Genomic DNA, 26,336 nt, shown 5'->3' on the forward strand with positions numbered 1-26,336 from the left:
GTGTCGCAAATTTAGTGCGTTTGGGTAAGGGGGGACTGTTCAGTTACGCTGTCACGTCTTGCCTGTTCGTCTTTTTTGGCAATAGCGGCTAGCAAGTTTTTTGCCTGCTTTTCGGCAATCGCCCTGATTTTATCGCGCTCTTTGTTGTCCAGCGTGGACAAACCGAGATAATCAGCAACGGCTTTTAGTTGCTCTTGTGGAGTCCAGCCGAAAACATGCCCTAATAGGCTGAATCCATCGCCCGACTGTTGATCGCCGCCGCCACCGCAAAACCACTTACCTGTATTGGCGTAATCGGGCAACACCCTAAAGCGGTCTTTACCGCCACAACCTTGGCAAGCTGTATGCTTTGTGTGTGAGGTGCTTGCAAGCTGGATGCCCAAGGCGCGGTGAATGCTCTCCCATTTGCCGTGAGCAGCTTGACGGCAAATAGAGAAGCTAAGGTACTGATTATCTGTGTCGGGCGTGCTATAATTCGCCGCGTAATGTTTTTGATTCTCAGCCCTGCCAGTTTGTCCGCTGGTGGGGTTTATTCGTTTTGGGGCTTGTGATAATTGAGCGTTCATTATTTGTCGCCCCCATTTAGCCACGCCTGAAAATCGGATTCCAGCCAGCCCACAAGCCAACTTCCCAGCTTGCGACGTTTTGGGAATTTGCCCTGCTTTTCCCAGCGCAGCAGCGTTGATCTAGATAACCCAGTTCTGTGGATAATTTCGGGTTCACGGAGGATTCGATTATTTTGGGTGTTGTCATTGGTCATAATATGATTCTCGATATTATGCCGTGCGGTATTTTTTTGGAGCACGGCGAAAAACAGAAATAGCCTGACTGTTACATCAGAGTAATCCTTGTTTTGCTTCGCGCCGCCTTGCGGGTTGAGAGCTTGCCCCATCAGGGCAAAATACAGAGGGGTTTTAAACGCTGGTATCTGTTCTAGAAGCCTTGCCCGACAATCATTTATGCCGTACCGCGAATAATGTTTACTGAATGTAGCAGATTTATTCATTAGATGTCATCTAGGGTTTTAATGTTTAATGAGGTTTTTTTAAAACTGGCAGAACAAGGCGTTTAAGCCCTGCCCTGCCGTGTTTCAATTAAGCCGCCAACAAGTATTTCGGAAATGGTGGCTTTCCGGTGTACTTCGGATTCAGCAGCAACACGCCCTCTTTTGCCGCCCGTGCTTGCCAGATAACAATGAGCGCGTTCATTCCTTCGGGTGTAATCGTGCGTTTTTTGCCTTGGCACAAATGAGCGTTAACGAATGAGCGTCCGTCACGGGTAGTCAGTTTCGCCTCTCTCGCTACAATCGCCGCTTTCCACTGTTCATATAGCCCGTATCCCTCTTTAAGAATATCCGCGTCAACCTTACCTTGTGCATCCTTCATGGCTTCCAATAGCTCTTTTTCCGCATCAAATGAATGAGCGCGTTCATTGGTTGGAATGAGCGTGTCATCGGATGCAGTACGTTCATTCCGCTCACCAATGATCTGTTCATTGCTGGAATGAGCGCGTTCATTGGTTGGAATGATTTTTCCAGCGACGCGCTCAAGGATTGCATCAGAGAGTGGTGCAGGGTTTGGCATAGCTGCAAACGCATCGAATACCGCCGCCGTAATCGCTTCAGGTGAGCTTGCGCCGCTTGCCTTTACACTGGCTTGGATTTGCTTAACCGTATCCGTCACGGACAAACGCGGGGTTAAATACGCCAATGTATTTTCACCGGAAAGGGTAGGGGTTTTATCGGTACGCGGGATTAAGTCATAGTCCTCTGCTGTTTTACCTTCGCCCACTGGAAATTGAATTTTCTGCGGGTAGTTTTTACGGTTCTCAGCATTTAACGCGTCATCCAGCTTATTGCCGATCTTGCCAGCAAATGCGGCTGCGTCGGCTAATACCTGCTTATTGGCATAATCAGCACGCGCATATTCAGTGGCGACAATTTCCGGTGCGGATTTTAAACCTTGCTCAAACTTTTTCGCGAATTCCGCAACGCCCTGTTTGGCGGAATCTGCCAGCGGGGCAAATGCTGCCATTGGTGCGGATTCACCCGATAGGGCAGGGGGCGCTTCACGCGTATAACTCACGCCATCCACATAACGCGCCTTGATTTTGTTGCTGGATACAGCAATGCCCAAAGCACGCATACGGTCTTTTAGCTGACGCAACAAGCCGCCTAGATACGCCATTGCTACTTCCATGCTGCCGATAATGATAAAGGCGATTAGGAAAGAGGCAACGATAGCGGGCATCCCGAATGACACCAGTAATAAGACGATAGGCTGCAAAAAACCATCATCGGCTTCGAGTTCCTTCAACATACCCGTGTCTTGCTTCAATTGGCTGGATGATGCTGTGAGTGAGGCACTACCCGCCATCTGAAAGCCTTCAGCCTTCGCTTGTGCAGCGGCGATATTGCCCGTTTCGATGCGCTCACAGCGTTGGCGACGCGCTTCCACGGTGTAGCGGCTACAGGCTGCAAGTTCGGTTTGTGCCTTGGCTTTTTCCGCCATTGCCGCCGCCATTGCGCTACTGATACCCGTGTCAGAGGTAACACCCGCATTCTTAACCCGACCTGCCATGATTTTGAAGGCTTCGCTATTGGTAGCGGCTTCGTGGCGGGTATCTTCGGCACGGGTCATGCTTTGTCCGATCTCGGCAAACATCGGGAAGGCGATTGCTACAAATAGCACAAAGGCGCGTTGCTTGGCGTTCAATTCCATTTGGTAGAAAAAGTACGTAAACGCGTTGAAACCGAAGGCGAAGCCCACGGAGATAAACAAGTACGCCAGTTGACCGAATCCCCAATTCAGCCCGTTCACTGCGTCCCAGATGGGTTTGGATGTGCCTATCATGTTGTGCGTGACAAAAAACGTCATCGCCAAAAATGACGCGATGGTGATGATTAAGTAACCCGCCGTGATGACGCGGCGTTGTGCTTCGAGTTCATCGTGTGAATAGTTGTCGAACTGATTATTTTTCATGGTATTGCCCTTAAATCCAAGATGTCATTAGCGTTTGCGCAGCGGTGAACAGTACGGCGCGTGGCGTGTCGTGTAGTGCGTGTGCGACTGCGCCGCATACCACTAGCCCTAAGCCGTTGAAGATGAACGGCAAGCCTGTGTGTACGCCCTGTACTAGCTCATAGCTCACTGGCACGAGATTCCCGCCGACGTATGCGCCGCCGTTGAATGCGACGATTAGCGCGGCAATAAAACGCGCCCATGTGACGTTGAAGAACGGGATTAATGCGTTATCCGTTGGGTGAGTGGATACAGTGTTCCCGAAATTGCTTTCGGTAACATGCGCTGCGCCGTTGCTGCGTAGCGCTGCCAGTTCCCCATTCTCTGAGGGTGAAAGTAGTGGGTTGCTCATAAGCGCACCTCCACGCGTCTGCCATCATCTGCCAGTTGGTAGATTTTCAGCTTTGCGCCGCCACGTTCGCGGGATAGGAACGCAAGCACCTTCTTAGCAATGGCTAAATCGTCGAACTGGTGCAGTTTTGCATGGTGGCTTGAACCGTCTTGAAGCGTCACGGGATAGGTGTTATCCCAGCTATACCCGCCCCAAAGTTGGTTGGGGGTTTCGATGATGTAACGGCTCATTTGCTGCCCCGCTTGCCCGTGGCGCTAAGGATGGTCAATACCACGATGACGGCAAACCCGATAAGCACGGGGTCAACTGCCAGCGTTTTGGGTAGGTGGAATGTGGGCATGTGCAGCACGTTGGTCTGTGCTGCGAGGTATGCGCCTGTGACGATTCCGATGATGAAGGTGATAACGGTTTTCATGACTTCACCTCCGACAATTTCCGCCCGATGTATGCAGCCGCATCGTCGATAGCAGCGCAAAAATCAGCGTTTTCAGCATTCTGGATACGCAAGGCTTCGAGGGTGGAACTGTCACGCTCCACAATCGCCACCATGACGTTAAAAACGAATTGCTTATGATCTGTCGGTAACGCGTCGAATTTCGCAAGGATGCGTTGTGCTTGCTGGTTATTTTTCATGATTACGCCCCCACCATGCCGATTAAAACAGCACGAAAGCCATTGATAGCTTGCTGGCGTTGGTCGATTGGTAGCGCGTCCACAAGGTGAAATGCCGTGATTGAATGACGGCAATACGCTGGTGCTTCGTGGTCTGCGAAAAGCGGTTCAAGGTCGCGGCTCACCAATCTAAGCAGCTTGATAGCACCATGCAGCGATTCGGTTTCCGGTTGCTCATTCAAGGCTAGGTATTGGTCGATAATGCACGCGATTGCCGCAATGTCGGCTTGTGCAGTTCCGGCAATGGAACGAATGTCGATATGCGCTTTAGGCGTTTTTGAGGTATGATTTTTCATACTGGTTACTTCTCTATAATGGTTGTCAGTAGTTGGCTGTTTTGGTGCTGGTAACACCTTGCAGCCCTTGAGCGCCTCACCCTTCGCAGAGTGGGGCGTTTTCGTTTTTAGTCGGCTTGCGTCTCAATCAAGCATTTGCATTTAGTGCCGACTTTGCCTAGGAACTCGTAATGGTTGTGCAGATACCAAATGCCGCTTTTCAGGTAAGAACATGATTCACTTGGATAGAGCGCTTGACCCATGCCGCCCGTCTTGGCTTCAACAGCCGCCGTGTAAATCCCTACTGCTTGTTCAAATTCCATGATTGGATTCCTTTCGTTTAAAAATTAGTTAGTTGTAACGTTTATGCAGCATTACGCCGCGCTTTAATCCAGCCTTCCACCTCCGTTTCAGCCCAACGGCTTGCCTTACCAAACTTGTGGGGTGCAGGAAACCCGCTTGTTTTGATCAATTCATAAATGGTCGTTTTCGATAGATTCAGCATGGCGCGTAGCTGGTGCATGGTTAGCATGGGTTTGTTGCCTCCGTTTGTTGCTGTTGCGCCGCATCTTTTGCCTGTCTCACGATGCGGGTTAGTTCCGCGTTCATTGATCGGTCGCCAGTTTTTGCGCATTCTTTCACCCACTGGGATAGGTCGTGGTCAAGTCGTAGCGGGTAAGATTTCGGCTGTTTTTCTTTCATTGGCTGTTCTCCTTTTTAAATCTCAATAAATTAAATAGAATCTTATACTGAGAATCTCATAGATTCAACTAAATTCATTGAATCGAATAGAATCTTTCTGTGAGAATGACGGCATGAAGCAAGAACCAAGACAACCAGCCTCTTACCCGTTGCGCCTTGAAACAGAAACACGCGCAAAACTTGAAGCCTTAGCCAAGGCTAACGGTAGGTCACTGAATGCTCAGATAGTGCTTATGCTTGACGGGTTATTGCAATCTGATAGCGAGCAAACCACGCCTGATGGTCTGGTGGCTGAACGCATCAAGGAATATGTGCGGCAGGAAATGGCGGAACAACAGGCGAAACTTGAATCTATGGCTGAATCCATCAAGTGCGAATTTGCAGAACTGTCCGCCCTGCACAATAGGGTTGCGCGTGATCTGGAAGAGCTAAACAAAAGCAGCAAGTAACCGCCCCACTTTATCCGGTTTTCCATACAGCCACGTACAGCCGCAACCAGTGGCGTACAGCAATCATGATTATCCACCATTAGTATATTAATCTCTGCAAAGCACTGGTTTTAAAGCGGTTTACCGTAAGCACCGGATAACCTTATCCGGTTTGTTATCCGGTTTGGTGGAAAAAAGCCGAACGTAGGCGATTCTTCCAGACTTGCGCGGGTGATTGCCCCAAAGATTCGCCCACGATTCCACCAATGGTGGAAACGCCTTTCAAATCAAGACCATCCATATCTGGATTGGTGGGTGGCGGGAATGAGCCGCTTAAGTTCGTGCTATCCCTGAATCTTGCCCGTCGTCATCTCGATACGGTTGATGTTTGCAAGGTGGTCGATTCGGTTGCGGATATTTTTGAACGGCAGGCGAAGGAGAGGCAGGCGAAAGCACTTTTGCAGGGAAATATCACGCGGCATGTTGAATCCCCGATTAAGGCACTAGTGCCTGAATCGGCAGAGCAAGAAGCCGAACCAGCGCAAGCCAAGCCAACCCCAAAGAAACCAGAACCCCAAGCCCGTGATTTAGCGGTAGCAGCCGTAGGCAATCAGGTAAGCGCCCATCCATCACTGGTGGTTTGAAGTTCATCAGTGGCGTACTTGTTCACGATGCCCGAAAATGACACCGTAGACATTGGGTGTCCGAAAAATGCAGCCAATCCGACAAGTACGATGAATTCGTAGTGGTGTACTTGTTCACCCTCAGATTGAGGATGGAAACGTTGAAGCCCCCCAGTGAGGTACTTCATGCCATATCGGTTTCGAGTCGCAGCTCAACAAGCGCCAGTAGCGAGGCTAACTCTTCGGTGGTGGCGGTTTCCAGCCATTCGAGAATTGTTTTCAGGTCGGTCATGGTAAATCCTCATATTTTGGGCAATAGTCGGCAATCCGCTTTTTGTTGCGCCCGACCAATTCCGCCACGGTTGGAACTTGCAGGCGTTTGCCGCCGTGCTGGGTGAGTAGGTGAGCAACTGCATCATCGGCAACAGTCGCCCCGTGCAAGCCGTGTAAATTCCACCAAAGCGAGTGCAGGAAACCACGGGATTGAACCGCCTCAGAGATTGCCACGGTCAAAAGCACCGGATTCACTTACCACCGTCCAGCAATCGCCCGATGTAATGCTGGATGACCAATAGCAGCACGTCGGCTTGTGATGCCGCCACGATTAGCCCGATACAGATTAAGTTATCCATGAATCGCCCCCTCGCTACCAGCACGAAGCGCCGCAACGTAATCAAGCATGGTTTCCTGCTGATTTTCACCGTATCGCTTGCGGCGGTAGTCGATAATTGCCGCTTGCCATAATCGCGCCTCTAATGCCCATAGTTCGCGCTGAATCATTGCGGCTGTATCTTTTGCCCATCGGTCACTAGGGGGCGCTACAGGCTCAACAGGCTTGAAATTCGCGCATTGGCTGCACTGTGATTGCTGCATCATTTGCCTAACCCCAACTGGGCACGAACCGCCGATTTAAGCACCTGCAAGCCTTTTGCCTGCGCTAGCGTGTTTGCGAACCCGTCAATTTCAAGCGGGGAAACTCCGTACTGATTCGCCAGTGATTCGCGCTCTAAGCGGGTCATTTGCACCTCACCTGTTGCGCTGGCGTGTTTGTCTAGCGCGGATTCTAGCGCCTGTAAATCTTCTAATTTCATGGGTTTTCTGCCTGTGCGTGTTCGAGTTCTTTGGGTAAAAGGATTTTCAGCTTTCGCAATATTTCGCGCTGCTGGAAACATTGGCGTTTCAAGTCGGCAAGTTGTCGCTTTTTATCCGCAATTCGCCCACCGATGTCGGTAAGTTCCCGAAGGTCAGCAATCTGGCGCTGATAAACCCGACTTGGTGTGAGAGCCGCCCCTTTGCCGAATGCTTGTGACCTGTCGCGGCTTTGCATCAAGGCTGGCTTAGTTAAAAACGTCTTGATTCGCGGTATGTACATTTGCAGACCGCCCAAACCCTTAATAACCGCCAATTTGCAGGATTCCGCTGGTGAATATCCGCGCTCCAAGAAATTCCTCAGCTCACGGTCAATCAAGCCCAGCGACTCAGCCCACGCCGTTTTGTCGGTGAAATTGTCCAGAATTTCCAAAACGCGGTCGCATTGGGAATCTGTAAGGTCAATGTCATTCGTCACGCCAGCACCTCGATTAAATATTGTGATGCGCTCATTTTGGCGGATTTGGGTCGTTTCTTAATAACGAGCTGTGAGCGGGGCGATATGGTCAAAAAGGGGGTTTTGTCAGTTTTGGCAGTGCTACGGCGGCACACATTCCAGAAAAAAAACCCATCGAAGGGGGTTTTGTCAGTTTTGGCAGTGCTACGGTGAGGCGCTTTCTTGTTTTTTTCTTTCTGTGAATGGCAGACACAAAAAAGCCGCATCAGGTACGGCTCTCAATTCGTGATGCTAGCGCGTGATCTATGCCGATTCTTTCGCGCCTACCAGCCTGTAAACGCTGTTGCGTGCAATCTGGTACTTATCGGCAATGGCTTGCATGGAAAGGATGCCAGCTTTAACGTCTGCTCTCAGTGCATCAAGCTGTTCATCGGTCAATTTCGCCTTTCTGCCAAACTGCACGCCTTTAAGTTTTGCCGCCCGTCTGCCTTCGTCACATCGAGAATTGATAAGGTCGCGTTCAAACTCTGCCAGACTGCCCAAAATGTTGAACAGTAATTTGCCCGTGGGTGTGGTGGTGTCAATGTTTTGGTCGAGCACAATAAAGCCCACGCCGTTTTTCTGTAGCTTGCTGGTGATGCTTGTCAGGTCATTCATGGAACGCGCCAGACGGTCGAGCTTTGTTACTACAAGCGTCCAGCCCTCACCACCCAATTCTAAGAAGTCTAGCGCCTTCTGAAGCTCTGCCCGATCATCTGCGGATTTGCCTGATTGTTTCTCAAAGAATATTTTTTTGCATCCAGCAGCTTGCAGCTTGTCCAGTTGGGTTTGGTAGTCTTGCCCCGTGCTTGAAACCCGTGCGTAACCGATTTTCATGATGTCATCCCCTGTTTGTGTCATGCCGTTGCATGTTGTGTAAAAACTGTAACTTAACTTGCAACTATTGTACTAAATGTCCTAGATGTTGTCTAACTGTATTTTGTTACAACTTTTAGTACAGTCATGACACGGCTTGAACCCGCATTCTACGCACTGATACAAACTTTCTTGATGTGTACTAAATATTGTAAGTTTTAGTACAGCCTGATTTGCTTGTGATGAACTCACCATCTGATGTGATGCAATGCGCCGTTATTCCCCCGCGCTGTGATGCTTGTTACGGACTTGTGACGGACTTGTGATGAAGGCATTTTTTCAAGTGCTTGATTTTATTAAGGGTGTGATGAATGTGATGAATGTGATGAACTTTGAACGTGTGCAGAATTCAGGGAATGTGACGGACACAAAAAAGCCGCATCAGGCGCGGCTCTTGGTGGGAAGTTATTTGTAAAACTAACAGGTAAGCGATTGTTTTTCATAGCGTCATAATGGTAACTATTGGTGTGCTTTTCCTTGCCTTATATGTGGTTTAAGTTATTGTTTTTAGTTGGAAAAAGTCAATTTATCCGACTATGTTCCACGAGCAACCGTTGGTGACTTGCAGGATCAGCGATTCTGCTTCACTGGGCGGGCGGAATACGGGTTCGATGTAGGTGATGGTTTGCATGGGGGGATATTACTGCTGATCGCCGGATATGGGAAATTCAAGTTTCATCAAGCAGAATTATGATTTACACTCGGTCAAATGATGCTCAGAGTAAACTTCATGCAACTTTTAGTGTGTAACGCTAGGGCGGTAGCGTCGGTTTTAGATGGGCGCTGGGTTTCCTGTCGTGTTTTACGGCAACTTACGTGGGCAATCCCTACGAATAGGATGGGCTGCGTGTGTTAACCGATTGAGTATTAAAGAGATTGGCTTTTCCCTTGATGATAAAATGCAGTGGTTACGTTCATTTACAACAATTGGTGGTTTCCCAACCTTCACCGTGCGCTAATGCGTGACAGACAACTCCAACTTGAACAACCGAAAATAGAACGCTCGTCCTTTGCTGACAACAAAAGTGCTCCTGTTCATTTGCCCAGATTGGTGCCAACCCAAAAAAATCGTGCGCTGATGCGTGACACAAAATGCCAAATTTATGATCTGTTTTGACCATGCTTGAACCAAAGATTACGTTACAATTTAGTAACCAATAAAAACTTGAATTTAATATTAAAAAAAATTGTCTTACTAGTGCTAATATTGTTTCCCGTATTGGCTTATGCAAATACAGGTATTCCAATTTTGCTTTATATGTCAGCATGGCAGGTCTTTTTGTTAATACCAATCATTGTAATTGAGGCCATCGTTTTACACAAAGGGACTGAGATAAGATTTCTTCACTCTTTATTGGCGGCATTTATTGCAAATATAGCATCGACAATATTTGGCTTTTTGGTGTCATTTCCCACATACTTCATCCCTATCATGTTTCCATGGGGATATGGCACAGTCATTCTATTAATAATTCTAATGTATCCTTTTTATCTGTTATCTATCTGGTCTGAGTATCAAGTCCTAAAATTGAAATTGCGTCAAGATACTTTGCGCAATGCAGTTGTTACTGCAAATAGGGCAAGTTATTTACTTTTGGTTACTTTCTTGTTGACTATTCTGGCTAAAAGCTATTTTATGCGATAAAACCAACTCTAAATTTACAATTTATTTTAGCTGTGCCTGAACCAAAGATTACACCACAATTCAGCAAGTGATATTAATGCGCCAACAAGGGTGTCGACGACGGACGCGGTGACAGCCCGCGACTCCGCCCATTTTACTCCACGCCGCGCCCGTCAGATTTGACGTTGGCTTTTCAAATCAACGATAAGCATCACCAGATTTGAAGAGACTGTAAACTGACGGATGCCATCGGCGGCGGCATCTGCGCTCACACGTTGGGCGGCGATACGTGCATATCAACAACCAAGCAAGAGATAAACATGAATCCAGAATTGCCACCCCCTATCGACCGTTTCTTTCGGGCACACAACACCGGACACACGGAGGATTTCAACGCCTTGTTTACTGCTGACGCTATTGTCAGTGACGAGGCGCATGAGTATCGCGGCGCTGCCATCAAGGAATGGATCGACAATGCGGTTGAGCAATACAAGCCACACGCAGAGGTGATCACACTCGCGCCTACCGGAGACAAGACGATTGTTACAGCACTGATCAGTGGCACGTTTCCCGGCAGCCCGATTCAGCTCCGTTACCAATTCACCGTCGAGGGCGAAAAAATTGGAGCTTTGAGCATTGGTGTTTGAGTCGCACCTGTTCCGAGGGGAAATCTTGATTTTAATTCATGTACGAAAAGGAGATTAATATGGTTCAGGGTAGCTGCCTATGTGGACAGATAGAATATGAAGTGGAACTTATCCCAAACAAGATATTCAATTGCCACTGTTCATATTGTCGGAAAGCGCACGGCGCAGCTTTCGTAACGGTTGCTCTTGCAAAAGGCGACACCTTAAAAATCACCAAGGGAAACGAAGCCCTTAAAGAGCATCAGAACGAATTAGGCGGCTTTAGAGCATTTTGTTTTAACTGCGGAACGCGGTTAATGAACTATGCACCCGATAAGTCTCTGTATCTAAGCGTTTCCCTGTCCACGATCGACACACCGATTGATGCTAAGCCCATTGCCCACGTAAACATCGAATCGAAAGCGTCATGGCACGAGCCTTATGAAGGCATTCCCGCGCTTGAAGGGCTACCCTTAGATATATTAAGTTGAAAACCCCACAATAGAATTTCTATCATGACTGATCTATTTCCACCTTGGCATTTGTTCTCTACATTCTGAGTCTGTCAACTCCCGCCCTGAAATAGGCTGCACTTCCCCTGCTGTGACTGTTTGCAAACGTCAGCCACACCAATGTGGATGCCGTCGCGCCAGCTTTAAAAGCTCTTTACATTTGTATCTATTCGGATACAATCAGTGACATGAACATTATCCTGAAATCAGATGAATTTGATGCTTGGTTGTCCAGCCTGAAAGACAAGAGGGCGAAAGCCAAGATTGCTTTACGGGTTGGTCGTGCTGAACTAGGTAACTTCGGTGATGTTGAACCTGTCGGCGAAGGTGTGTCCGAGATGCGCATCCACTATGGCCCCGGCTACCGCCTTTATTTCACTCGACGGGGGGAGGTCGTCTACCTGTTGCTATTAGGTGGCGACAAATCTACCCAACAGCGTGATATCAAAAAAGCGATAGAGATGGCAAACACTCTGCCAAAGGAACAGACTCCATGACAAAATTTACCCCATTTGATGCTGCCGATTACCTCGATGATGAGGAAACCATCGCTGCTTATCTCTCCGAAGCATTAGAAGACCCAGACCCAGACGTATTCCTGATGGCAATCAGAACCGTGGCGCGAGCGCGTGGCATGACACAATTGGCGAAGGATTCAGGGTTAGGACGCGAGAGCCTTTATAAAGCCTTAGCTCCCGGTGCGAAACCCCGTTATGACACCATGATGAAGGTTGTCCGTGCGCTTGGAGTCAAGCTACACGCAGAGGCGGCTTAAGTCTAACTAGAACGCCGCTGGGCAGTCTCAATGTCTTGCCGGTAATTTGTACTCACACGTTGGGCGGCGATACGTGCATATCAACAACCAAGCAAGAGATAAACATGAATACAGAATTGCCACCCCCTATCGACCGTTTCTTTCAGACGCACAACACCGGACACACGGAGGATTTCAACGCCTTGTTTACCGCTGACGCTGTTGTCAGTGACGAGGCGCATGAGTATCGCGGCGCAGCCATCAAGGAATGGATCGACAATGCGGTTGAGCAATACAAGCCACACGCAGAAGTGATCGCACTCGCGCCTGCCGGAGACAAGACGATTGTTACTGCACAGATCAGCGGCACGTTTCCCGGCAGCCCGATTCAGCTCCGTTACCAATTCACCGTCGAGGGTGACAAAATTGGAGCTTTGAGCATTGGCGTTTGAGTCGCGCCTGTTCCGGGGAAAGTCTTGATTTTAATTCTCATGGCACGAACATTATGAAGGCATTCCCGCGTTTGAAAGGCTACCCGTAGGTATATTAAGTTTAAAACCCCACAATAGAATTTTTTGTTAAATCCCACCGTGAAATAGGCTACGCGACACCCTGTCGCGACTGCTTGCCAGCAGCAAGCGCTTCCAGCCATTTAAAAATCCCTTAATTCTTCAAATACTTGCCGAGGACGATGCGCCTTGGCAAGTTTTGCCGTGTCCGTCTGATGGGTGAATATGAACCACGACTGCCATTCAGTTAAGATCTGCTGTAGGGTGGGTTTTAACTGAATGGAGGAAAAACATGGAACGCATTACCGTTTCACTGGATGGCGAATTGGCAGAGCAGTTTGGTCAATTCATGGCACAACGCGGCTACAGCAACCGTTCGGAGGCGGTGCGTGACCTGATCCGCACCAAGCTGGAAGCGGAACGTTTGCAAGCCCCCGCGCTCGACGGGTTTTGCATTGGCAGCCTGACCTACATCTACAACCACCACGAACGCGAACTCGCGAGCCGCATTACGCAATCCCACCATGATCACCACAACCTGACGGTTTCCATGCAGCATGTGCATTTGGATCACGATAACTGCATGGAAACGGTCATTGTGCGCGGTGCAGTGCGTGATGTGCAGGCATTCGCCGATAGCGTGATCAGTTCCCCCGGCATCCGTCACGGCAAGCTGCACCTGATTCCAGTCGCTGCCCAAATGGATAGGTAAGCGTTCACGCCGTCTGTAGCGGGTTAGAAGCTAACGGTTGAGCCAAAGGGAAGCGCACCGAGACAGACTTATGAGCCAAGCCTTGTGAGCAAATGTCCCGCATCAATATCGCCATATTCATCCCCAATTGACGTGCCGTCCCCAGCACGGTCATCACCGTTGGACGGAATCTGTCACCTTGTGCCGACTGGCTGGCAAAGCTGGTTTTCCGCCATTGCACATACGGCCTGATCACCCGCTCGGCACGGTTATTGGTGAGGGGAATGCGACTATCCTTGAGGAAAGTCCAACACATCGCCTCATCCTTGAGCAAATGCTTGCATTGGTTGGTGGTGCGTTTGCAATTCTCCAATGCCAAGCCTTTGTTGAGCGTGGCTTGGAAGCTGCGGCGCAAGCGGAGTATCCGCCGTTGGTAGCGAGCGGCTTCATCGGGTTGTTGTTGCCAGCGGTGATGGGTGCGGACGGTGGTATAGGCGAGTAACAACAGGCGTTTGCCCACGCTTCCCCCTTCGCCGCAACGCCCCGCCATTTTGCGGAAGTGGCGGATCAAATGCGCCCAACACAGTTGCCGCCGTTCGGGTGGGACGTTGCCGTAACCACTGAAGTGGTCGGTGACCAGATAGCCAGTAAAGCTGCCCAACAAGGCATCGGCGGCGGCCTTGCCGCGTGAGTAATGGGTCATGAAGTAACTCACGCTATGGTCAGCCAATGCCCATAACCAGTAAGTGTTCGTACCGCGATAATGGCGGGTTTCATCGGCGTGGCATACCGCTTGTCCGCGTACATACTGACCTACTTGACGGTATAGCGGCCCCATCCACGGAATGGCTTTGCCTTGCGCCTTGCTGATAGCCCCAGTGCTAAAACGCACGTGGCACATTTCCCACAACAGAACCTGGATCTGGCGCATGGATAGGCGGAACTGACCACTCAAAATCACCACCCAGGCGATCACGCCTGCACCCATTTGACCGCTCGGCACCCAATCCGGCCACTGGCTGTGGTGCTTGATGCCGCAGGATTGGCAAACACCCTGATAAAACTGGTGTTCCGTCACGTCCGGTGGCGGCGGTGGAGCAATATCCGTGACCTGATGGCGGTAAGGGTTTCCCCAATCAATCGCCACTGCCCCACCACAGGAACAGGTGCTTTCAGGGAAATACTGTTCGGTACGGGTCACTTGTTCGGGAGGATATAACGCCCGTTCGTGACGCGGATGCCCCGGTTGCCCACCGTGTGGGCGGCTACTCCCCTTGCGTTTGGGACGCAACGCCCGTTGTTCCGGGCTGTCGGAGGACGGCGCTTTGGAACTGTTACGCGAACTGCTGCCGAATTTGGCAACCAGTTCTTCCAGTTGTTTTTGCAGCATTTCGACTTGTTGCTCCAGCACCGCCACCCGTGCCACTTGCTTCTCCAACTCAGTTATCCGTTCCTGTTGGCGCACGATCACCTGATGCGCTTCATCCAGTGTCGTGGGTAAGGTAGGAACGGCGGCTAACAAGGGGTAAATGACTCGCTGTTGGGATGGGGTGAATTTACTACAAGTTCGCTGGAATGCCTAATAGAGGGCGTGAACGCTTACTTCACCGTCGAGGGTGACAAAATTGGAGCTTTGAGCATTGGCGTTTGAGTCGCGCCTGTTCCGGGGAAAGTCTTGATTTTAATTCTCATGGCACGAACATTATGAAGGCATTCCCGCGTTTGAAAGGCTACCCGTAGGTATATTAAGTTTAAAACCCCACAATAGAATTTTTTGTTAAATCCCACCGTGAAATAGGCTACGCGACACCCTGTCGCGACTGCTTGCCAGCAGCAAGCGCTTCCAGCCATTTAAAAATCCCTTAATTCTTCAAATACTTGCCGAGGACGATGCGCCTTGGCAAGTTTTGCCGTGTCCGTCTGATGGGTGAATATGAACCACGACTGCCATTCAGTTAAGATCTGCTGTAGGGTGGGTTTTAACTGAATGGAGGAAAAACATGGAACGCATTACCGTTTCACTGGATGGCGAATTGGCAGAGCAGTTTGGTCAATTCATGGCACAACGCGGCTACAGCAACCGTTCGGAGGCAGTGCGTGATCTGATCCGCACCAAGCTAGAAGCGGAACGCTTGCAAGCCCCCGCGCCCGATGGGTTTTGCATTGGCAGCCTGACCTACATCTACAACCACCACGAACGCGAACTGGCGAGCCGCATCACGCAATCCCACCATGATCACCACAACCTGACGGTTTCCATGCAGCATGTGCATTTGGATCACGATAACTGCATGGAAACGGTCATTGTGCGCGGTGCAGTGCGTGATGTGCAGGCATTCGCCGATAGCGTGATCAGTTCCCCCGGCATCCGTCACGGCAAGCTGCACCTGATTCCAGTCGCTGCCCAAATGGATAGCCACTCGCACGGCAAAGTGCCGTATGCCAACCATTTTCAGCATGTGCATTTCAGCCCGATTACTTGATGGACTTTACGGTAGGGCAGGGCTACACTTTTTAGTATTCATACGAATTTATTTTTCTTCATACCGTAGTAAAAGGAGGATAACCATGCACATTCCTGATGCCATGTTACAAGGCGCAATCTGTCCGGTGACAGCGACTGTTAGCGTTGTCGGTGTGTTGGCGGCGGCTTGGTGGGCGACGAAAAGTGAGCGCAAGCCGAGTGCGGGGCGCTTTGCGGCTATCGTAGCGTTGCTGTTTGCGGCGCAGATGATGAATTTTCCGGTGATGCACGGTACATCCGGTCACTTACTCGGTGGGGTATTGGCAGCCAGTGTGCTGGGGACGCCGTTGGGTGTGCTGGCAATCGCGCTGGTGGTCACGATCCAAAGTCTGGTGTTTGCGGATGGCGGGGTTACGGTGCTGGGGGCAAATGTCTTCAATATGGCGCTGCTGGGTGCGGGTGTTGGTGGCTGGTTGCAGCAACGGTTGGTTGGCGCATTGGGGCAATACGCCGCGACGGCAGTGGCAGCGTGGGGTGCGGTGATGCTGGCGGCATTGGCGGTGAGTGTGGAGTTGGCGCTGGATGGGCAAGTGGCTTTTGGCAGCGTGTTGGCAGCCATGCTTGGCACTCACGCGCTGATTGGCGTGGGCGAAGCACTGATTACCGTAGCAGCCGTGGCGTTGCTGGCAAATCGTTGGGGTCATGCTGAAGGTAAAGCGCAGGTGGCAGTGCCCTTGCTGACGGCGGCGCTGGTCGGTTTGCTGCTTAGCCCGTTTGCGTCTGGCTTCCCCGATGGTTTGGAATGGGTGGCTGGGCAATACCAGTTCCTGCATGAAGCCGCGCCTGCGTTCGTGAGTGCAATGCCGGATTACAGCGTGGCAGCGATCAGCAATGCGAGCTTGTCGACTGGCTTGGCGGGTCTGGCAGGTGTGTTGATTTGTTTCACGCTGGGGTTTGGTTTGTTGCGTGGTTTGGAACGTGTGCCGCCATTGTGTGTGAAATAACCCAGTTACTGCATTTATCCACTAAGTTAAAATAGGTTTTGCTGTTTTAGCTAAGGTGGATAATGGAATTTCTACAAGCCAATTTGGATTATCTGGTGCTGGGTACGCTCGGTTTCATGAGCTTTGTGATGCTGGCGCTGGTGATTGAGCGTTACTTGTATTTGCGCAAGGTCAGCTTGCAACAGTTCGACCACATCGAAACCCTGAAAATCGACCTGACCCGCAACCTCACCACCATTTCCAGCATTGGCTCGAATGCGCCTTACGTGGGCTTGCTGGGTACGGTGCTGGGGATTCTGGTGACGTTTTACACGATGGGTCAGGGCGGCAAGATTGAAGTCAATGCCATTATGCTGGGGTTGGCGTTGGCATTGAAAGCAACGGCTGCGGGTTTGCTGGTCGCGATTCCCGCCATCATGTTCTACAACGGTTTGCTGCGTAAAGTCGAAGTGCTGACCGCTCGCTGGCAGGCAATGCGTGACGGGAAAAGCGCATGAAACGCTTCGATCAAATCAACATGATCCCCTTCATCGACATTATGCTGGTGCTGCTGGCAATCGTGCTGACGACCGCTTCGTTTATTTCGCAAGGGCTGATCCCCGTGGATTTGCCCAAAGCCGAGCAAAGCGAACAGGCAACGGGCGACGAAACGGTGCTGGAAATCGCCATCAATGCGCAAAACCAGATTTTCTTCGACGGCACGCCCATTACCGCAGTAGAACTGGGCAGCAAGCTGGAGGCACACCCCAACACCACACCCGTGCACTTGCGCGTCGACAAAGTGGCAGCGTTCGAGCATTTCATCAGTGTGGTGGATGTGTTGAAAGCTAAGCAGTTTGCCGCCGTCTCCATCCAAACTGAGCACGCGCAGTGAAAGGACATCTGACGGGTTTTGGTGTTTCCGCGTTGCTGCACGGTACGGTATTGCTGGCGGCACTGCCGTTGCTGTTGTGGCAAAATAAACTGAGTTTGCCAGAAGAACAACCGCTCACATTATCGCTTGCCCAATTCCAGCCAGCGCCGCCGTTGCCCGAACCTGCGCCACCAGAGCCGATAGCACCACCGCCTGTTGCCCAACCAGAGCCGCCACCACCCAAGCCTGAACCTAAACCGGTGGTAAAACCCAAGCCTGTCGATAAGCCTAAGCCGCCGGAAAAGCCCATCGAAAAGCCTAAGCCGAAACCCAAACCGGAAAAGCCCCGCGAGCAGCCTGAACCTAAACCAGACATTGCTCCTCAGCCAGCGCCAGTGAAGGAACTTGCCCCTGTGGTTGCGCCGCGTCCTGCACCTGCACCTCGTCCGGTACAGCGTGTCGTTGCATCCGCTCCATCTGCCGCGCCCGCGCCTGTCGTAAATAACGCTGCCGCCGAAGCCGCTTACCGCCAAAAATTGCAAAGCCTGATTGCCGCCCGTAAGCAATACCCACGCATGGCAGAAAAAGCCGAAGTGGAAGGTACAGTCACGGTGTCCTTCACGGTATTGCCGAATGGCACGATCACGGGCGCACGGGTGAGTCAGAGTTCCGGCAATGAATGGCTGGATAAAGCAGCAGTGCAAGCGGTGAATGCCACTTCCGGCGCATTACCGTTCCCAGCGGGTATTCACAAAACGCAGTGGGATTTTGCCTTGAAGGTGAATTTCAAGCTGGATTGGTAAAACGTGGGCAAAAAAATACGGGCCGAAGCCCGTACCGGATCGCGCAACCTGAGGAGAGGTAGGTAAGTCTCAGGCAGCTTCACAAAGTGGATGACGTACCGTCGGTTTCACGGCTTGGGGGCGTTGCGCCCGTACCGGAATAATGTCCAGCCCCAGTTCGTCATGGTGTTTCAAGAGCCAGCGGCGGGCTTCGGGCGAAATGTGTTTGCCGACCACAAAACCCGTTGCGCCGTAATTGCGGCTGACCAGTGCTTGCAGCAGCAGGCAACGGTTTTCGCCCAGCCCTTCCACGCACGGTAACAGCGACAGTTTGACTTGACGCGCCGAGGTGCATTTGACTTGATTGCGCAGTTCACGCACTTGCTGGTGGAAATCGGGGGACGTTTCATTGATGCCAATTTGTACCAGCAAGCCGCCGCCGGTTTCGGTATCGGTCAGCCATTCGCAGGCGCGTTGCAAGTCGTTGCTATCCAGCGTGGGCGCCGCTTGCACGGCAATAATGCTGTTCCAGTCTTGCACGTTTTGGCGCAGGGCGGGGACGTTGAAGCGCAGGCTGTTAAACGCCGGATGCAGGATTTTCTGCAACGGTTTGACTGCGCCGCTGGCATACCATGTGTCAGGGGTGCGTGCTGGGTCAAACGCTTGTGCCAGTTCAGCGACATCCGCAGGCAGACGGTAGAAGCTATCTACACTGACTTCGGCAATGGCGCGGCGTTCCAGCCCATCGACCAGCACGATGCGCCCGCTGAGTTGTGCTTCGCGTTTTTCGGTTGGTGTGAGGGATAGTGCCAGTGGCAGCGGCCAGAGTGTGCCGTTTGCTAGGCGATTGCGTTGCAAGACGCTGCAATGGTCATCTTGATTGAGGTAGCCGTGCAACGGTGCGAATGCGCCATTCAACAGCAGTTCTAAGATACTGATTTCGTTGTGGTTGACGATTTTGTGCAGGATGCTCATGGGCTATGCCTCTCGGTAGTCTTTGGTTGCGGGCAAGTATGGGATAATGCGTAAATAATTAAAAACGCTATAATTCGCTATAGTTATCTTAAAAAGCGATAAAGTATGAAACTGTTCCAACTACGCTTACTCAAAACGCTGCTGAATAACGGCATGAACGTGTCGCGAGCGGCGGATCAACATTACATTGTGCAATCTGCCGTGAGTCGTCAATTGGGCTTGCTGGAAGAAGAGTTGGGGATGCCGCTGTTCGAGCGCAAAGGCAAACGGCTGGTTGAGCCAACCCCAGTATGCAAGGCGATTGTGCAGGAACTTGACCGTATCGAGCAGTCGATGGAAAACATCCGTGCGGTGGCGGACGATTACCGCCTGCAAACCCGTGGTGAAATTCGTATCGCCACCACGCACACTCAAGCCAAGTATTTTTTGCCCGAAGTCATGTTGGAATTTCGCCAGCGTTACCCCGATGTGGCGATTCATTTTTTGCAAGGTACGCCCGTGGAATTGGTGCGGATGCTGCACGATGGCAAGGCGGATATTGCAGTGTGTACCGAGGAATTGGACAAAGATTCCGCGTTAGACAGCCGCAAGTGTTACGACTGGAATCACGGGCTGGTGCTGCCGGATGGGCATCCGTTAGCGGAAGGAAAGTTGACGTTGGCACGCATTGCGGCGCATCCGGTGCTGACCTACATTTTCGGGTTTACGGGGCGTTCCAAAATCCATGAAACGTTTCGCAGTGCGGGGTTGGAATTGGATGTGACGTTTGCAGCGACGGACACGGATGTGATTATTAGCTACGTGCGGCTAGGATTTGGGGCGGGGATTATTGCGAAAATGGCGTATTCGCATATTCACGACGACGATTTAGTGCTGCGGGATTTGTCGCACCTGTTCCCGCTTTCCACTACCCGCGTGGCGTGGATGAAAAATAAGTACCTCAAGCAGTATGTGATGGAAATGGTTGATCTACTGGTGGAGCAGGGCGAGAGTGAGGAGTGGTATGCGTAATGCCCAGCGTTAAGCCAAACGGTTGCAACAGCTTGCTGACAGTATTGATCGCAGGGTTAGCATTGCCCGCTTCAATGGCATGAATGGTACGCGGCGCAACCCCAGTCAGACGTGAATATTCCTGCACGGTCAACCGCAAGCCCGTGCGGAGTTGGCGGATGGCTTGCGCCAAGGGTATATCCGGTTGTTGTTGGATGGTGTCCAGCAGGGCAATGCGTTGCTGAAGTTGTTCGATGGGGGAAAGCGGGGTGTAGCGTTTGTCCATTAGCGGCAATTCTCCAACTGCGTGGCGGCATCGCGGCAGACGGGGGCAAAGCGTTCCACCGTGTGGGGCGGAATACCCAGATGACGCATGACATTAGGCAGCGCCACCAACATTGGCGCTACCGCCGTTACGGCTTGTTGCAAAGGGGCAAGCGGCAATTGAGCAGCTTCAGCCGCTTGGCGGATGGCAGAACGCCAGTCGGGTGTGCCGTGGTCGTCTGCTTCCCAGCGCATACTGCGGGCAATGCCATCAGGGTGTAAGACCATCGGTGCGAAATCAAACAGCGGGGTTAGCCCAACCCAACCATTTTCGCGCCGCTGAATCGCGGTATTGCGCCCGTGATTATCCTTGTTACCCAGCACGACATTGGCGATGTCACGTTTGAGGTATTCGACGATTTCGGTCATGGGGTCAGCCACCGCCAATCGGGTTGCCTGCACCTGCCATGAGTAATGCCCAGTCGGCGTGGGTTTCGGCGCGTTCGGTCAGCCCTAATTGTCGCAGTAATTCGCGTCGTCCGTAACCTTGCGGCAGCAAGTCCATGATGAATCCGGGCCAGTGCGGTGAGCGCAGCGGGGTGAGATTGACCGGAAATGTCCATGACAGTGCTTTCGCATCGCGGCAGTCGGCGTAGTGGATGGCATGGTCAACGGCGTAACCCAGATACGTTCCACCTTGCCAGCCTTGCGTGCTGGATGTTAGCAATGCCATGCTGCCAACACTCTGCCAAGTGCCGTTGAGGAAAAGCTCGAAGGTGCAATCTGTTTTCATCCCTGCATTATAGCGCGGAAGTAGTGTGGGTATTGGGGCTTTTTCTGCATCCTATTGCACGAATGCCTTGTAGGGAAAACTGCGCTATGATGCGCGGTATCGTCTTTTGAAAGGTTTCTGCATGAAATACGCATTACGCGCTAGCCTACTCGCCCTGACCCTCGGCATGAGCGGCTGCGACTCATCCCCCAACCAAAAGCCGGAAGATTTGCCTTGGCAAGTGACCAGTACGGCGGAAGGCAATACGCAAGTATTCCATTTGGATGTCGGTAAAGTGACGTTGAAAGAGGTGATTGAGCGTTTCCACAGCTTTCCTGAAATGGCGGTGTTTGCGCACGAAAGCGGCAAACGTAGTCTCGAAGCCTATTTCAGTACCATGCGGATTGGCTTGTTTGAAGCCAAAATCATTGCGGAATTGCAAGCCGAGCCTGCGCAGTTGGACAGTTTTCAGACCAACAATACCAAGCGCGAAGGCATGGCGAGTGGGCAGTGGAAATACACGCTCTCGGAAACCGATATGCAAATTGCCAACGGCTTGCGGGTACAGCGGTTGATTTACATGCCGATGATTGATTACGATCTCGACATCGTGGTGGCGCGATTTGGTGAACCGGAGGAACGCGTTGCGTCCCAGCAGGCGGGGATCGAATACTGGTTCTACCCCAGCAAAGGCTTGACGATTGCGATGAATACCGACGGCAAAGAGATCCTGTATTACACAGCTAAAGCGGATTTCGCCGCCCTAAAACAGACTTTGCTGGAGGCAAAACCCACTAATGACCGATAAATTGCCTGCAAAACCCCGCGCCTTGCCGTGGTGGAAGCAAAAAAGCCTTGCGGAAATGAATGAAGCCGAATGGGAAAGCATTTGTGACAATTGCGCGAAATGCTGCCTGATCAAGCTGGAAGACGAGGAAGACAGCACGGTGTATTACACCGATGTGGCGTGCGATTTGCTGGATGGTACGACTTGCCACTGCAAAGATTACGCGAATCGTGAAACCCTCGTGCCGGATTGTTTGCATTTAACACCGGATAATTTGGATGAGCTGTATTGGATGCCGCCGAGTTGCGCCTACCGATTGCTGCATGAGGGGAAAAACTTGCCGTCCTGGCATCATCTGGTGTCGGGTGATCGGCAAAGTATTCACCGCATGAAGCAATCGGTGATCGGGCGGTTTACCTATGCCGCTGAGGTGAAGGAAGAAGATTGGGAGGATAGGGTCGTTACATGGCCGCTGAAGAAGAAAATGTAAGCCAACGGCTGGATAAATGGCTGTGGGCGGCACGGTTTTTTAAGACCCGCCCACTCGCGGTGGAAGCGATTGACGGCGGGCATGTGCGTGTCAATGATGAACGGGTAAAACCGTCGCGCACGGTGCGCCCCGGCGACAAGCTGCGTATCAAAAAAGGCTTTGAAACGTGGGTGGTGACGGTGTTAGGGGTGAATGACTATCGCCGCCCTGCTGCTGAAGCTCGCTTGCTGTATGAAGAGTCTGAACACGAACGGGAACAGCGCGAAGCGGTGATCGAAGAACGTCGCTTGCACGGGGTCAATATTGCGGTGAAGAAGCCGGATAAGCGTGAGCGGCGCATGATCGACAAGTTCAAACAAGGCTGGGAAAGTTAAGTATTAGCAAATGCTTATGAATGGGTATAAACTGGTGAAACCACTAGAAGGAAACACCCTCATGAGCACACGTATCATTATTTTCACTGCTTTGACCTTGCTAACCAGTACCGCATCGGCTGATTTTTTCGATGGTTTCGATATGGGCAATTTTTTCGGCAATAACCGCCAAGATCAATCCCACCAAGCCAACACCAACGGGCAAACCTACGGGCATTCACGCGGGCGTGGCGAAGCTGACATTAATCTGGATTTCGACCTGAATTTCCGCGCCAAAGGCTTCACCCTGTTGAATACTGACAGTCGGGCGCACAGTCGCGGCGATGTGGCACAGTCTCAAAACGCGCAATGGAATGCTTACGGGACGGGCTATAACACGGTTTATCCTTACGGTTATTACTACCCACACGCCTATTATCCGCAGCAGTACTACCCGCAAGCCTACTACCTGCCGCCTGTCCGATAGGTTATAGTCAGGCACAATATAAAAAGGCTATTGAAAGGACTATCGTATGCCATTATTGCGCCCACTCGCTTGGTTATTAGGGTTATTGTTGCTGATTGTGGCGCTGCTTGCGGTGTTTGCACTGACCTTTGACGCCAACCGTTACAAGCCAGAAATTCAAGCCCTCGTTAAGGAACAAACGGGGCGCGAATTGACTATCGACGGCAAGATTAATTTGTCGTTTTACCCGAATATCGCCCTGCAATTGGGGCAAGTGAAGCTCGGTAATGCGGTGGGTTTCGCGAAAGAAAGCTTTGCCGAAGCGGAGAATGCGCGTGTCGCCGTGCAATTTTTACCCCTGTTAGAACAGCAACTCAAAATCAATGACGTGCATTTGCAGGGCTTGAAGCTCAATTTGCATCGGGTGAAAAGCGGTAAAACCAATTGGCAAGATTTGCTGCCGGAAGGTTCTTCCCAAGCCACTGCGGATGCAGGTGAAGCCATGACCAGTCTGTTGGGCGGTTTAGTGATCACGGGGGTGAGCGTGAGCGATTCGCAAGTGCGCTGGCGTGATGATCAACATGGCAATGCGTTAACGCTAGCACCGCTGAATTTGCAGACAGGTACGTTTCACCCCGGTAAGCCCGTGGCGATTAGTTTGGATACGAATCTCAAGCAAAGCGCCCCCGCGTTGGATGTGCATTTTCACCTGACCACAACAGCGCAATTGGCGGATAACGCCAAGGATTTTTCCCTCGCCAATTTGAGTGTACAAGCGCAATTGCCCGACACACTGGAAGCAAACATCAGCGGCAATCTGCAAGGCAATCTGGACAAAAAGTCTGCTGAAATCCCCGATTTTAAAGCCGATATTAACCTTGTGGGGCAGGGCACGTTTAACGTGGGCGGGCAGTTGGATGTGAATTTGGCAAAGCAGAAATTGGCGCTGGCGGCATTGACCTTAGAGGCAGATCTGAAAACGGCGCAAGTGCCGGGTGGAACGCTACAGTCCAACGCCAGCGGTAAACTCGATGTGAATCTGGCAAGCGGCAAAGGCTTGCTGGATTTGCCGCACGTACAGCTTAACTTGTTGGATCAAGCATTGACGGGCGTGTTACAGGTGCAAGACCCTTTGCAGCCTAGCCGTGTGGTGGAAGGTAAATTCAAAACGGATCAGCTCAGTTACCCGCCGTTTGCTTTGCAACAAGCAACGTTGGGTGTCCATTTTGCGGATGGGCAGGTGAAACTGACCCCCAGCGGCAAGCTGTTTCAGGGCGATTACCACGGCACCATTAATGTTGATACCCTGTTAACGCCGCCGGTGGTGCGTACCGAACATAAAGTACAAAAGCTGCGTACTGACGACTTATTGTTTGCACTGACCGATGATCGCTTAATCACGGGGGCGTTGGATATGACGGCGCAATTGGATTCCGTCGCGGGTGATGCGGAGGCTTTCAAGCAAAATCTGAACGGCAACATTGCGCTGGAATTAAACGACGGTACGATTCGGGATGCCAATTTTGCACAAAAAACCAAGGAGGTGGTCACGCTATTCGAGAAAGAGCATGTCAACGCACTGGGTGAAAAAGAAGTTGCTTTCACCAAGCTGGAGGGGCAGTGGCAGGTAGATAAAGGCGTGTTCCATACCGAAGAAAGCGTCATGACTGCGCCGCATTTTCAGGTGAAAGGCAGCGGTGACGTGAATATTGTGAATGAGTCGCTTGATGTCAAACTGCGTATCAGCGAAAAACCCAAAGCGGATAAGCCGCAAGGGCTGTTTGCGCCACTGCATATTGTCGGGGCGTGGGATAAGCCGAGTTATGCGCTGGAATTGGATGTATTGCTCAAAGAACTCGCTAAAAGTCAGCTCGACACCGAAAAGCAGAAGCAGATGGATGCCCTTCAGCAACAGCGTGATTCTGTCACTGAACGCTTGAAAAATGAATTGCAGGATGAGAAACAGAAACTGACCGATGAATTGAAGAACCAGTTGAAAGGCTTGTTCTAAGCATAGTCTTCGATTAAACCGAACGTAACATTAGAAACAATTCACTGTAAATTTCATTAGCGGCTGCTTATACTGCGCAGCATCAAATCACTTTTATAGATCGTTTGTGAAAAATCAATTTAAGGAAACTACATATGTTTGAAAATAAAGAAGGTCAACGCGTTCCTAGCGTCACATTCCGTACTCGCCAAAACAATGCGTGGGTCGATGTGTCCAGCGCCGCGCTGTTCGCAGGCAAGACTGTCATCGTTTTCTCACTGCCGGGCGCATTCACCCCGACGTGTTCTTCTACTCACGTTCCGCGTTACAACCAACTGGCGGATACGTTTAAGCAGAATGGCGTGGATGAGATTATCTGCATGTCCGTCAACGACACGTTTGTCATGAACGAGTGGAAAGTTGATCAGAAAGCCGACAAAATTACCTTCATCCCAGACGGCAACGGCGAATTCACCGACGGCATGGGTCTGTTGGTGGACAAGCAAGACATCGGTTTCGGCAAGCGTTCATGGCGTTATTCCATGCTGGTGAAAGACGGTGTGGTGGCTAAGATGTTCATCGAACCGAACAAACCGGGCGACCCGTTTGAAGTTTCCGATGCTGACACCATGCTGGCTTACGTTGCGCCGCAAGTCACCGCACCGGCTGATATTGTTGTGTTCACGCGCCCCGGTTGCCCATTCTGCGCCAAAGCCAAAGGCATGTTGCACGATGCAGGCATGGATTTCGACGAACTGGTATTGAACCAAGACTACACCAACCGCAGTTTGCGGGCGGTCGCGGGTGTGGATATGGTGCCGCAAGTTTTCATCAACGGCGCATTGATTGGTGGGTCGGACAAACTCGAAGCGTGGTTGAACGCGAAGTAAGCACAAG

42 protein-coding genes are annotated in these 26,336 nt (G+C 51.3%); 20 read left to right on the forward strand and 22 right to left on the reverse strand.

Going from position 1 to position 26,336, the window contains the following annotated elements; genetic code table 11:
- Positions 1 to 11: 11 nt before the first annotated feature.
- The 11 genes from J1836_RS08500 to J1836_RS21990 form a co-directional block, all read right to left on the reverse strand.
- Positions 12 to 566, reverse strand: a complete 555-nt coding sequence (locus tag J1836_RS08500; RefSeq protein ID WP_207250701.1) for a primase-helicase zinc-binding domain-containing protein — start codon at positions 564 to 566, stop codon at positions 12 to 14.
- Entirely contained in the window at positions 566 to 1,006 is a 441-nt protein-coding gene (locus J1836_RS21520) for a helix-turn-helix transcriptional regulator (protein WP_242632779.1), read from the reverse strand. Before J1836_RS21520 ends, J1836_RS08500 begins: the two co-directional genes overlap by 1 nt.
- Positions 1,007 to 1,094: 88 nt before the next feature.
- Entirely contained in the window at positions 1,095 to 2,981 is a 1,887-nt protein-coding gene (locus J1836_RS08510) for a hypothetical protein (protein WP_207250702.1), read from the reverse strand.
- A 10-nt stretch (positions 2,982 to 2,991) separates the two neighbouring features.
- A complete protein-coding gene (locus J1836_RS08515; protein ID WP_207250703.1) occupies positions 2,992 to 3,372 on the reverse strand; it encodes a hypothetical protein in 381 nt (126 codons plus the stop codon).
- Positions 3,369 to 3,602 (reverse strand): hypothetical protein, encoded by a 234-nt coding sequence (locus J1836_RS08520; protein ID WP_207250704.1) that lies wholly within the window; start codon positions 3,600 to 3,602, stop codon positions 3,369 to 3,371. Before J1836_RS08520 ends, J1836_RS08515 begins: the two co-directional genes overlap by 4 nt.
- Complete coding sequence (locus J1836_RS08525) at positions 3,599 to 3,787, reverse strand: hypothetical protein (protein WP_207250705.1); 189 nt, start codon at positions 3,785 to 3,787, stop codon at positions 3,599 to 3,601. The genes J1836_RS08520 and J1836_RS08525 overlap by 4 nt, the downstream gene beginning before the upstream one ends.
- Complete coding sequence (locus J1836_RS08530; RefSeq protein ID WP_207250706.1) at positions 3,784 to 4,005, reverse strand: hypothetical protein; 222 nt, start codon at positions 4,003 to 4,005, stop codon at positions 3,784 to 3,786. The genes J1836_RS08525 and J1836_RS08530 overlap by 4 nt, the downstream gene beginning before the upstream one ends.
- A gap of 2 nt (positions 4,006 to 4,007) precedes the next feature.
- Complete coding sequence (locus J1836_RS08535; protein ID WP_207250707.1) at positions 4,008 to 4,340, reverse strand: hypothetical protein; 333 nt, start codon at positions 4,338 to 4,340, stop codon at positions 4,008 to 4,010.
- A 107-nt stretch (positions 4,341 to 4,447) separates the two neighbouring features.
- Positions 4,448 to 4,642 carry a hypothetical protein gene (locus tag J1836_RS08540; protein WP_207250708.1) on the reverse strand — a complete coding sequence of 65 codons (195 nt, stop codon included), beginning with the start codon at positions 4,640 to 4,642 and terminating at the stop codon, positions 4,448 to 4,450.
- Positions 4,643 to 4,683: 41 nt separating this feature from the next.
- Entirely contained in the window at positions 4,684 to 4,851 is a 168-nt protein-coding gene (locus J1836_RS08545; RefSeq protein WP_207250709.1) for a helix-turn-helix transcriptional regulator, read from the reverse strand.
- Positions 4,845 to 5,021, reverse strand: coding sequence for an Arc family DNA-binding protein (locus tag J1836_RS21990; protein ID WP_207250710.1), 177 nt, complete (start codon positions 5,019 to 5,021; stop codon positions 4,845 to 4,847). Before J1836_RS21990 ends, J1836_RS08545 begins: the two co-directional genes overlap by 7 nt.
- Before the next feature lie 113 nt (positions 5,022 to 5,134).
- Between J1836_RS21990 and J1836_RS08555 the strand changes: the two genes are divergently transcribed.
- Positions 5,135 to 5,470, forward strand: a complete 336-nt coding sequence (locus tag J1836_RS08555; protein ID WP_207250711.1) for a hypothetical protein — start codon at positions 5,135 to 5,137, stop codon at positions 5,468 to 5,470.
- 154 nt (positions 5,471 to 5,624) lie between these two features.
- Here J1836_RS08555 and J1836_RS21780 read toward each other — a convergent pair whose 3' ends face one another.
- Positions 5,625 to 5,750 (reverse strand): hypothetical protein, encoded by a 126-nt coding sequence (locus J1836_RS21780; protein ID WP_278189469.1) that lies wholly within the window; start codon positions 5,748 to 5,750, stop codon positions 5,625 to 5,627.
- Positions 5,751 to 5,790: 40 nt separating this feature from the next.
- Between J1836_RS21780 and J1836_RS08560 the strand changes: the two genes are divergently transcribed.
- Positions 5,791 to 6,093, forward strand: a complete 303-nt coding sequence (locus J1836_RS08560; RefSeq protein WP_207250712.1) for a hypothetical protein — start codon at positions 5,791 to 5,793, stop codon at positions 6,091 to 6,093.
- Positions 6,094 to 6,360: 267 nt separating this feature from the next.
- Here J1836_RS08560 and J1836_RS08565 read toward each other — a convergent pair whose 3' ends face one another.
- The 5 genes from J1836_RS08565 to J1836_RS08585 form a co-directional block, all read right to left on the reverse strand.
- A complete protein-coding gene (locus J1836_RS08565; RefSeq protein WP_207250713.1) occupies positions 6,361 to 6,600 on the reverse strand; it encodes a hypothetical protein in 240 nt (79 codons plus the stop codon).
- 96 nt (positions 6,601 to 6,696) lie between these two features.
- Positions 6,697 to 6,948, reverse strand: a complete 252-nt coding sequence (locus J1836_RS08570) for a hypothetical protein (protein ID WP_207250714.1) — start codon at positions 6,946 to 6,948, stop codon at positions 6,697 to 6,699.
- Positions 6,945 to 7,163: a hypothetical protein gene (locus tag J1836_RS08575; protein ID WP_207250715.1), complete on the reverse strand. Its 219-nt coding sequence runs from the start codon at positions 7,161 to 7,163 to the stop codon at positions 6,945 to 6,947. Before J1836_RS08575 ends, J1836_RS08570 begins: the two co-directional genes overlap by 4 nt.
- Positions 7,160 to 7,639: a hypothetical protein gene (locus tag J1836_RS08580; protein ID WP_207250716.1), complete on the reverse strand. Its 480-nt coding sequence runs from the start codon at positions 7,637 to 7,639 to the stop codon at positions 7,160 to 7,162. Before J1836_RS08580 ends, J1836_RS08575 begins: the two co-directional genes overlap by 4 nt.
- A gap of 282 nt (positions 7,640 to 7,921) precedes the next feature.
- Positions 7,922 to 8,518 (reverse strand): recombinase family protein, encoded by a 597-nt coding sequence (locus tag J1836_RS08585; protein ID WP_207250717.1) that lies wholly within the window; start codon positions 8,516 to 8,518, stop codon positions 7,922 to 7,924.
- A 1,959-nt stretch (positions 8,519 to 10,477) separates the two neighbouring features.
- Between J1836_RS08585 and J1836_RS08590 the strand changes: the two genes are divergently transcribed.
- The 6 genes from J1836_RS08590 to nikR (J1836_RS08615) all read left to right on the forward strand — a co-directional run bounded on the left by J1836_RS08590 (position 10,478) and on the right by nikR (J1836_RS08615) (position 13,270).
- Positions 10,478 to 10,804: a nuclear transport factor 2 family protein gene (locus J1836_RS08590; protein ID WP_207250718.1), complete on the forward strand. Its 327-nt coding sequence runs from the start codon at positions 10,478 to 10,480 to the stop codon at positions 10,802 to 10,804.
- Between the two features lie 59 nt (positions 10,805 to 10,863).
- A complete protein-coding gene (locus J1836_RS08595; protein ID WP_207250719.1) occupies positions 10,864 to 11,274 on the forward strand; it encodes a GFA family protein in 411 nt (136 codons plus the stop codon).
- Positions 11,275 to 11,417: 143 nt separating this feature from the next.
- Complete coding sequence (locus tag J1836_RS08600; protein WP_242632780.1) at positions 11,418 to 11,792, forward strand: type II toxin-antitoxin system RelE/ParE family toxin; 375 nt, start codon at positions 11,418 to 11,420, stop codon at positions 11,790 to 11,792.
- The gene (locus J1836_RS08605; RefSeq protein ID WP_207250720.1) at positions 11,789 to 12,070 is read left to right on the forward strand and encodes an addiction module antidote protein; all 282 of its coding nucleotides are present in this window, start codon (positions 11,789 to 11,791) and stop codon (positions 12,068 to 12,070) included. The genes J1836_RS08600 and J1836_RS08605 overlap by 4 nt, the downstream gene beginning before the upstream one ends.
- Before the next feature lie 104 nt (positions 12,071 to 12,174).
- Positions 12,175 to 12,501 carry a nuclear transport factor 2 family protein gene (locus J1836_RS08610; protein ID WP_207250721.1) on the forward strand — a complete coding sequence of 109 codons (327 nt, stop codon included), beginning with the start codon at positions 12,175 to 12,177 and terminating at the stop codon, positions 12,499 to 12,501.
- A gap of 349 nt (positions 12,502 to 12,850) precedes the next feature.
- Complete coding sequence (nikR, locus tag J1836_RS08615; protein ID WP_207250722.1) at positions 12,851 to 13,270, forward strand: nickel-responsive transcriptional regulator NikR; 420 nt, start codon at positions 12,851 to 12,853, stop codon at positions 13,268 to 13,270.
- Between the two features lie 4 nt (positions 13,271 to 13,274).
- Here nikR (J1836_RS08615) and tnpC read toward each other — a convergent pair whose 3' ends face one another.
- Positions 13,275 to 14,771 (reverse strand): IS66 family transposase, encoded by a 1,497-nt coding sequence (gene tnpC, locus J1836_RS08620; RefSeq protein ID WP_207250294.1) that lies wholly within the window; start codon positions 14,769 to 14,771, stop codon positions 13,275 to 13,277.
- A gap of 478 nt (positions 14,772 to 15,249) precedes the next feature.
- Here tnpC and nikR (J1836_RS08625) point away from each other — a divergent pair, with 478 nt between their 5' ends.
- The 5 genes from nikR (J1836_RS08625) (at position 15,250) to J1836_RS08645 (ending at position 18,373) form a co-directional block, all read left to right on the forward strand.
- Positions 15,250 to 15,732 (forward strand): nickel-responsive transcriptional regulator NikR, encoded by a 483-nt coding sequence (gene nikR, locus J1836_RS08625; RefSeq protein ID WP_207250723.1) that lies wholly within the window; start codon positions 15,250 to 15,252, stop codon positions 15,730 to 15,732.
- Positions 15,733 to 15,817: 85 nt separating this feature from the next.
- Positions 15,818 to 16,717: an energy-coupling factor ABC transporter permease gene (locus J1836_RS08630; protein WP_207250724.1), complete on the forward strand. Its 900-nt coding sequence runs from the start codon at positions 15,818 to 15,820 to the stop codon at positions 16,715 to 16,717.
- 62 nt (positions 16,718 to 16,779) lie between these two features.
- Positions 16,780 to 17,214 (forward strand): TonB-system energizer ExbB, encoded by a 435-nt coding sequence (exbB, locus tag J1836_RS08635; RefSeq protein WP_207250725.1) that lies wholly within the window; start codon positions 16,780 to 16,782, stop codon positions 17,212 to 17,214.
- A complete protein-coding gene (exbD, locus tag J1836_RS08640; protein WP_207250726.1) occupies positions 17,211 to 17,591 on the forward strand; it encodes a TonB system transport protein ExbD in 381 nt (126 codons plus the stop codon). Before exbB ends, exbD begins: the two co-directional genes overlap by 4 nt.
- The gene (locus J1836_RS08645) at positions 17,588 to 18,373 is read left to right on the forward strand and encodes an energy transducer TonB (RefSeq protein ID WP_207250727.1); all 786 of its coding nucleotides are present in this window, start codon (positions 17,588 to 17,590) and stop codon (positions 18,371 to 18,373) included. Before exbD ends, J1836_RS08645 begins: the two co-directional genes overlap by 4 nt.
- A gap of 69 nt (positions 18,374 to 18,442) precedes the next feature.
- Here J1836_RS08645 and J1836_RS08650 read toward each other — a convergent pair whose 3' ends face one another.
- Entirely contained in the window at positions 18,443 to 19,327 is an 885-nt protein-coding gene (locus J1836_RS08650; protein WP_207250728.1) for a bifunctional sulfate adenylyltransferase/adenylylsulfate kinase, read from the reverse strand.
- A gap of 105 nt (positions 19,328 to 19,432) precedes the next feature.
- Between J1836_RS08650 and J1836_RS08655 the strand changes: the two genes are divergently transcribed.
- Positions 19,433 to 20,338 carry a LysR substrate-binding domain-containing protein gene (locus J1836_RS08655; RefSeq protein WP_207250729.1) on the forward strand — a complete coding sequence of 302 codons (906 nt, stop codon included), beginning with the start codon at positions 19,433 to 19,435 and terminating at the stop codon, positions 20,336 to 20,338.
- On the opposite strand, the gene J1836_RS08660 is transcribed toward J1836_RS08655, so the two are convergent.
- From J1836_RS08660 to J1836_RS08670, 3 genes are read right to left on the reverse strand one after another with little or no spacing between them, the layout of a single operon-like run.
- Positions 20,268 to 20,603, reverse strand: a complete 336-nt coding sequence (locus J1836_RS08660; protein WP_207250730.1) for a helix-turn-helix transcriptional regulator — start codon at positions 20,601 to 20,603, stop codon at positions 20,268 to 20,270. The two genes, J1836_RS08655 and J1836_RS08660, sit on opposite strands and share 71 nt — an antisense overlap.
- Positions 20,603 to 21,043, reverse strand: coding sequence for a HipA domain-containing protein (locus J1836_RS08665; RefSeq protein WP_207250731.1), 441 nt, complete (start codon positions 21,041 to 21,043; stop codon positions 20,603 to 20,605). The genes J1836_RS08660 and J1836_RS08665 overlap by 1 nt, the downstream gene beginning before the upstream one ends.
- Positions 21,015 to 21,374 carry a HipA N-terminal domain-containing protein gene (locus J1836_RS08670; protein WP_207250732.1) on the reverse strand — a complete coding sequence of 120 codons (360 nt, stop codon included), beginning with the start codon at positions 21,372 to 21,374 and terminating at the stop codon, positions 21,015 to 21,017. Before J1836_RS08670 ends, J1836_RS08665 begins: the two co-directional genes overlap by 29 nt.
- 121 nt (positions 21,375 to 21,495) lie before the next feature.
- Here J1836_RS08670 and J1836_RS08675 point away from each other — a divergent pair, with 121 nt between their 5' ends.
- The 6 genes from J1836_RS08675 to J1836_RS08700 all read left to right on the forward strand — a co-directional run bounded on the left by J1836_RS08675 (position 21,496) and on the right by J1836_RS08700 (position 26,329).
- Complete coding sequence (locus J1836_RS08675) at positions 21,496 to 22,161, forward strand: hypothetical protein (RefSeq protein ID WP_207250733.1); 666 nt, start codon at positions 21,496 to 21,498, stop codon at positions 22,159 to 22,161.
- A complete protein-coding gene (locus tag J1836_RS08680; protein WP_207250734.1) occupies positions 22,151 to 22,630 on the forward strand; it encodes a YcgN family cysteine cluster protein in 480 nt (159 codons plus the stop codon). Before J1836_RS08675 ends, J1836_RS08680 begins: the two co-directional genes overlap by 11 nt.
- A complete protein-coding gene (locus tag J1836_RS08685) occupies positions 22,606 to 23,004 on the forward strand; it encodes an RNA-binding S4 domain-containing protein (RefSeq protein WP_207250735.1) in 399 nt (132 codons plus the stop codon). The genes J1836_RS08680 and J1836_RS08685 overlap by 25 nt, the downstream gene beginning before the upstream one ends.
- Positions 23,005 to 23,065: 61 nt before the next feature.
- Entirely contained in the window at positions 23,066 to 23,470 is a 405-nt protein-coding gene (locus J1836_RS08690; protein WP_207250736.1) for a hypothetical protein, read from the forward strand.
- A gap of 46 nt (positions 23,471 to 23,516) precedes the next feature.
- Complete coding sequence (locus J1836_RS08695; RefSeq protein WP_207250737.1) at positions 23,517 to 25,460, forward strand: AsmA family protein; 1,944 nt, start codon at positions 23,517 to 23,519, stop codon at positions 25,458 to 25,460.
- A 134-nt stretch (positions 25,461 to 25,594) separates the two neighbouring features.
- Positions 25,595 to 26,329 (forward strand): glutathione peroxidase, encoded by a 735-nt coding sequence (locus J1836_RS08700; protein ID WP_207250738.1) that lies wholly within the window; start codon positions 25,595 to 25,597, stop codon positions 26,327 to 26,329.
- Positions 26,330 to 26,336: the final 7 nt, after the last annotated feature.

This window comes from Thiothrix fructosivorans (assembly GCF_017349355.1).
Lineage (GTDB): Bacteria > Pseudomonadota > Gammaproteobacteria > Thiotrichales > Thiotrichaceae > Thiothrix > Thiothrix fructosivorans.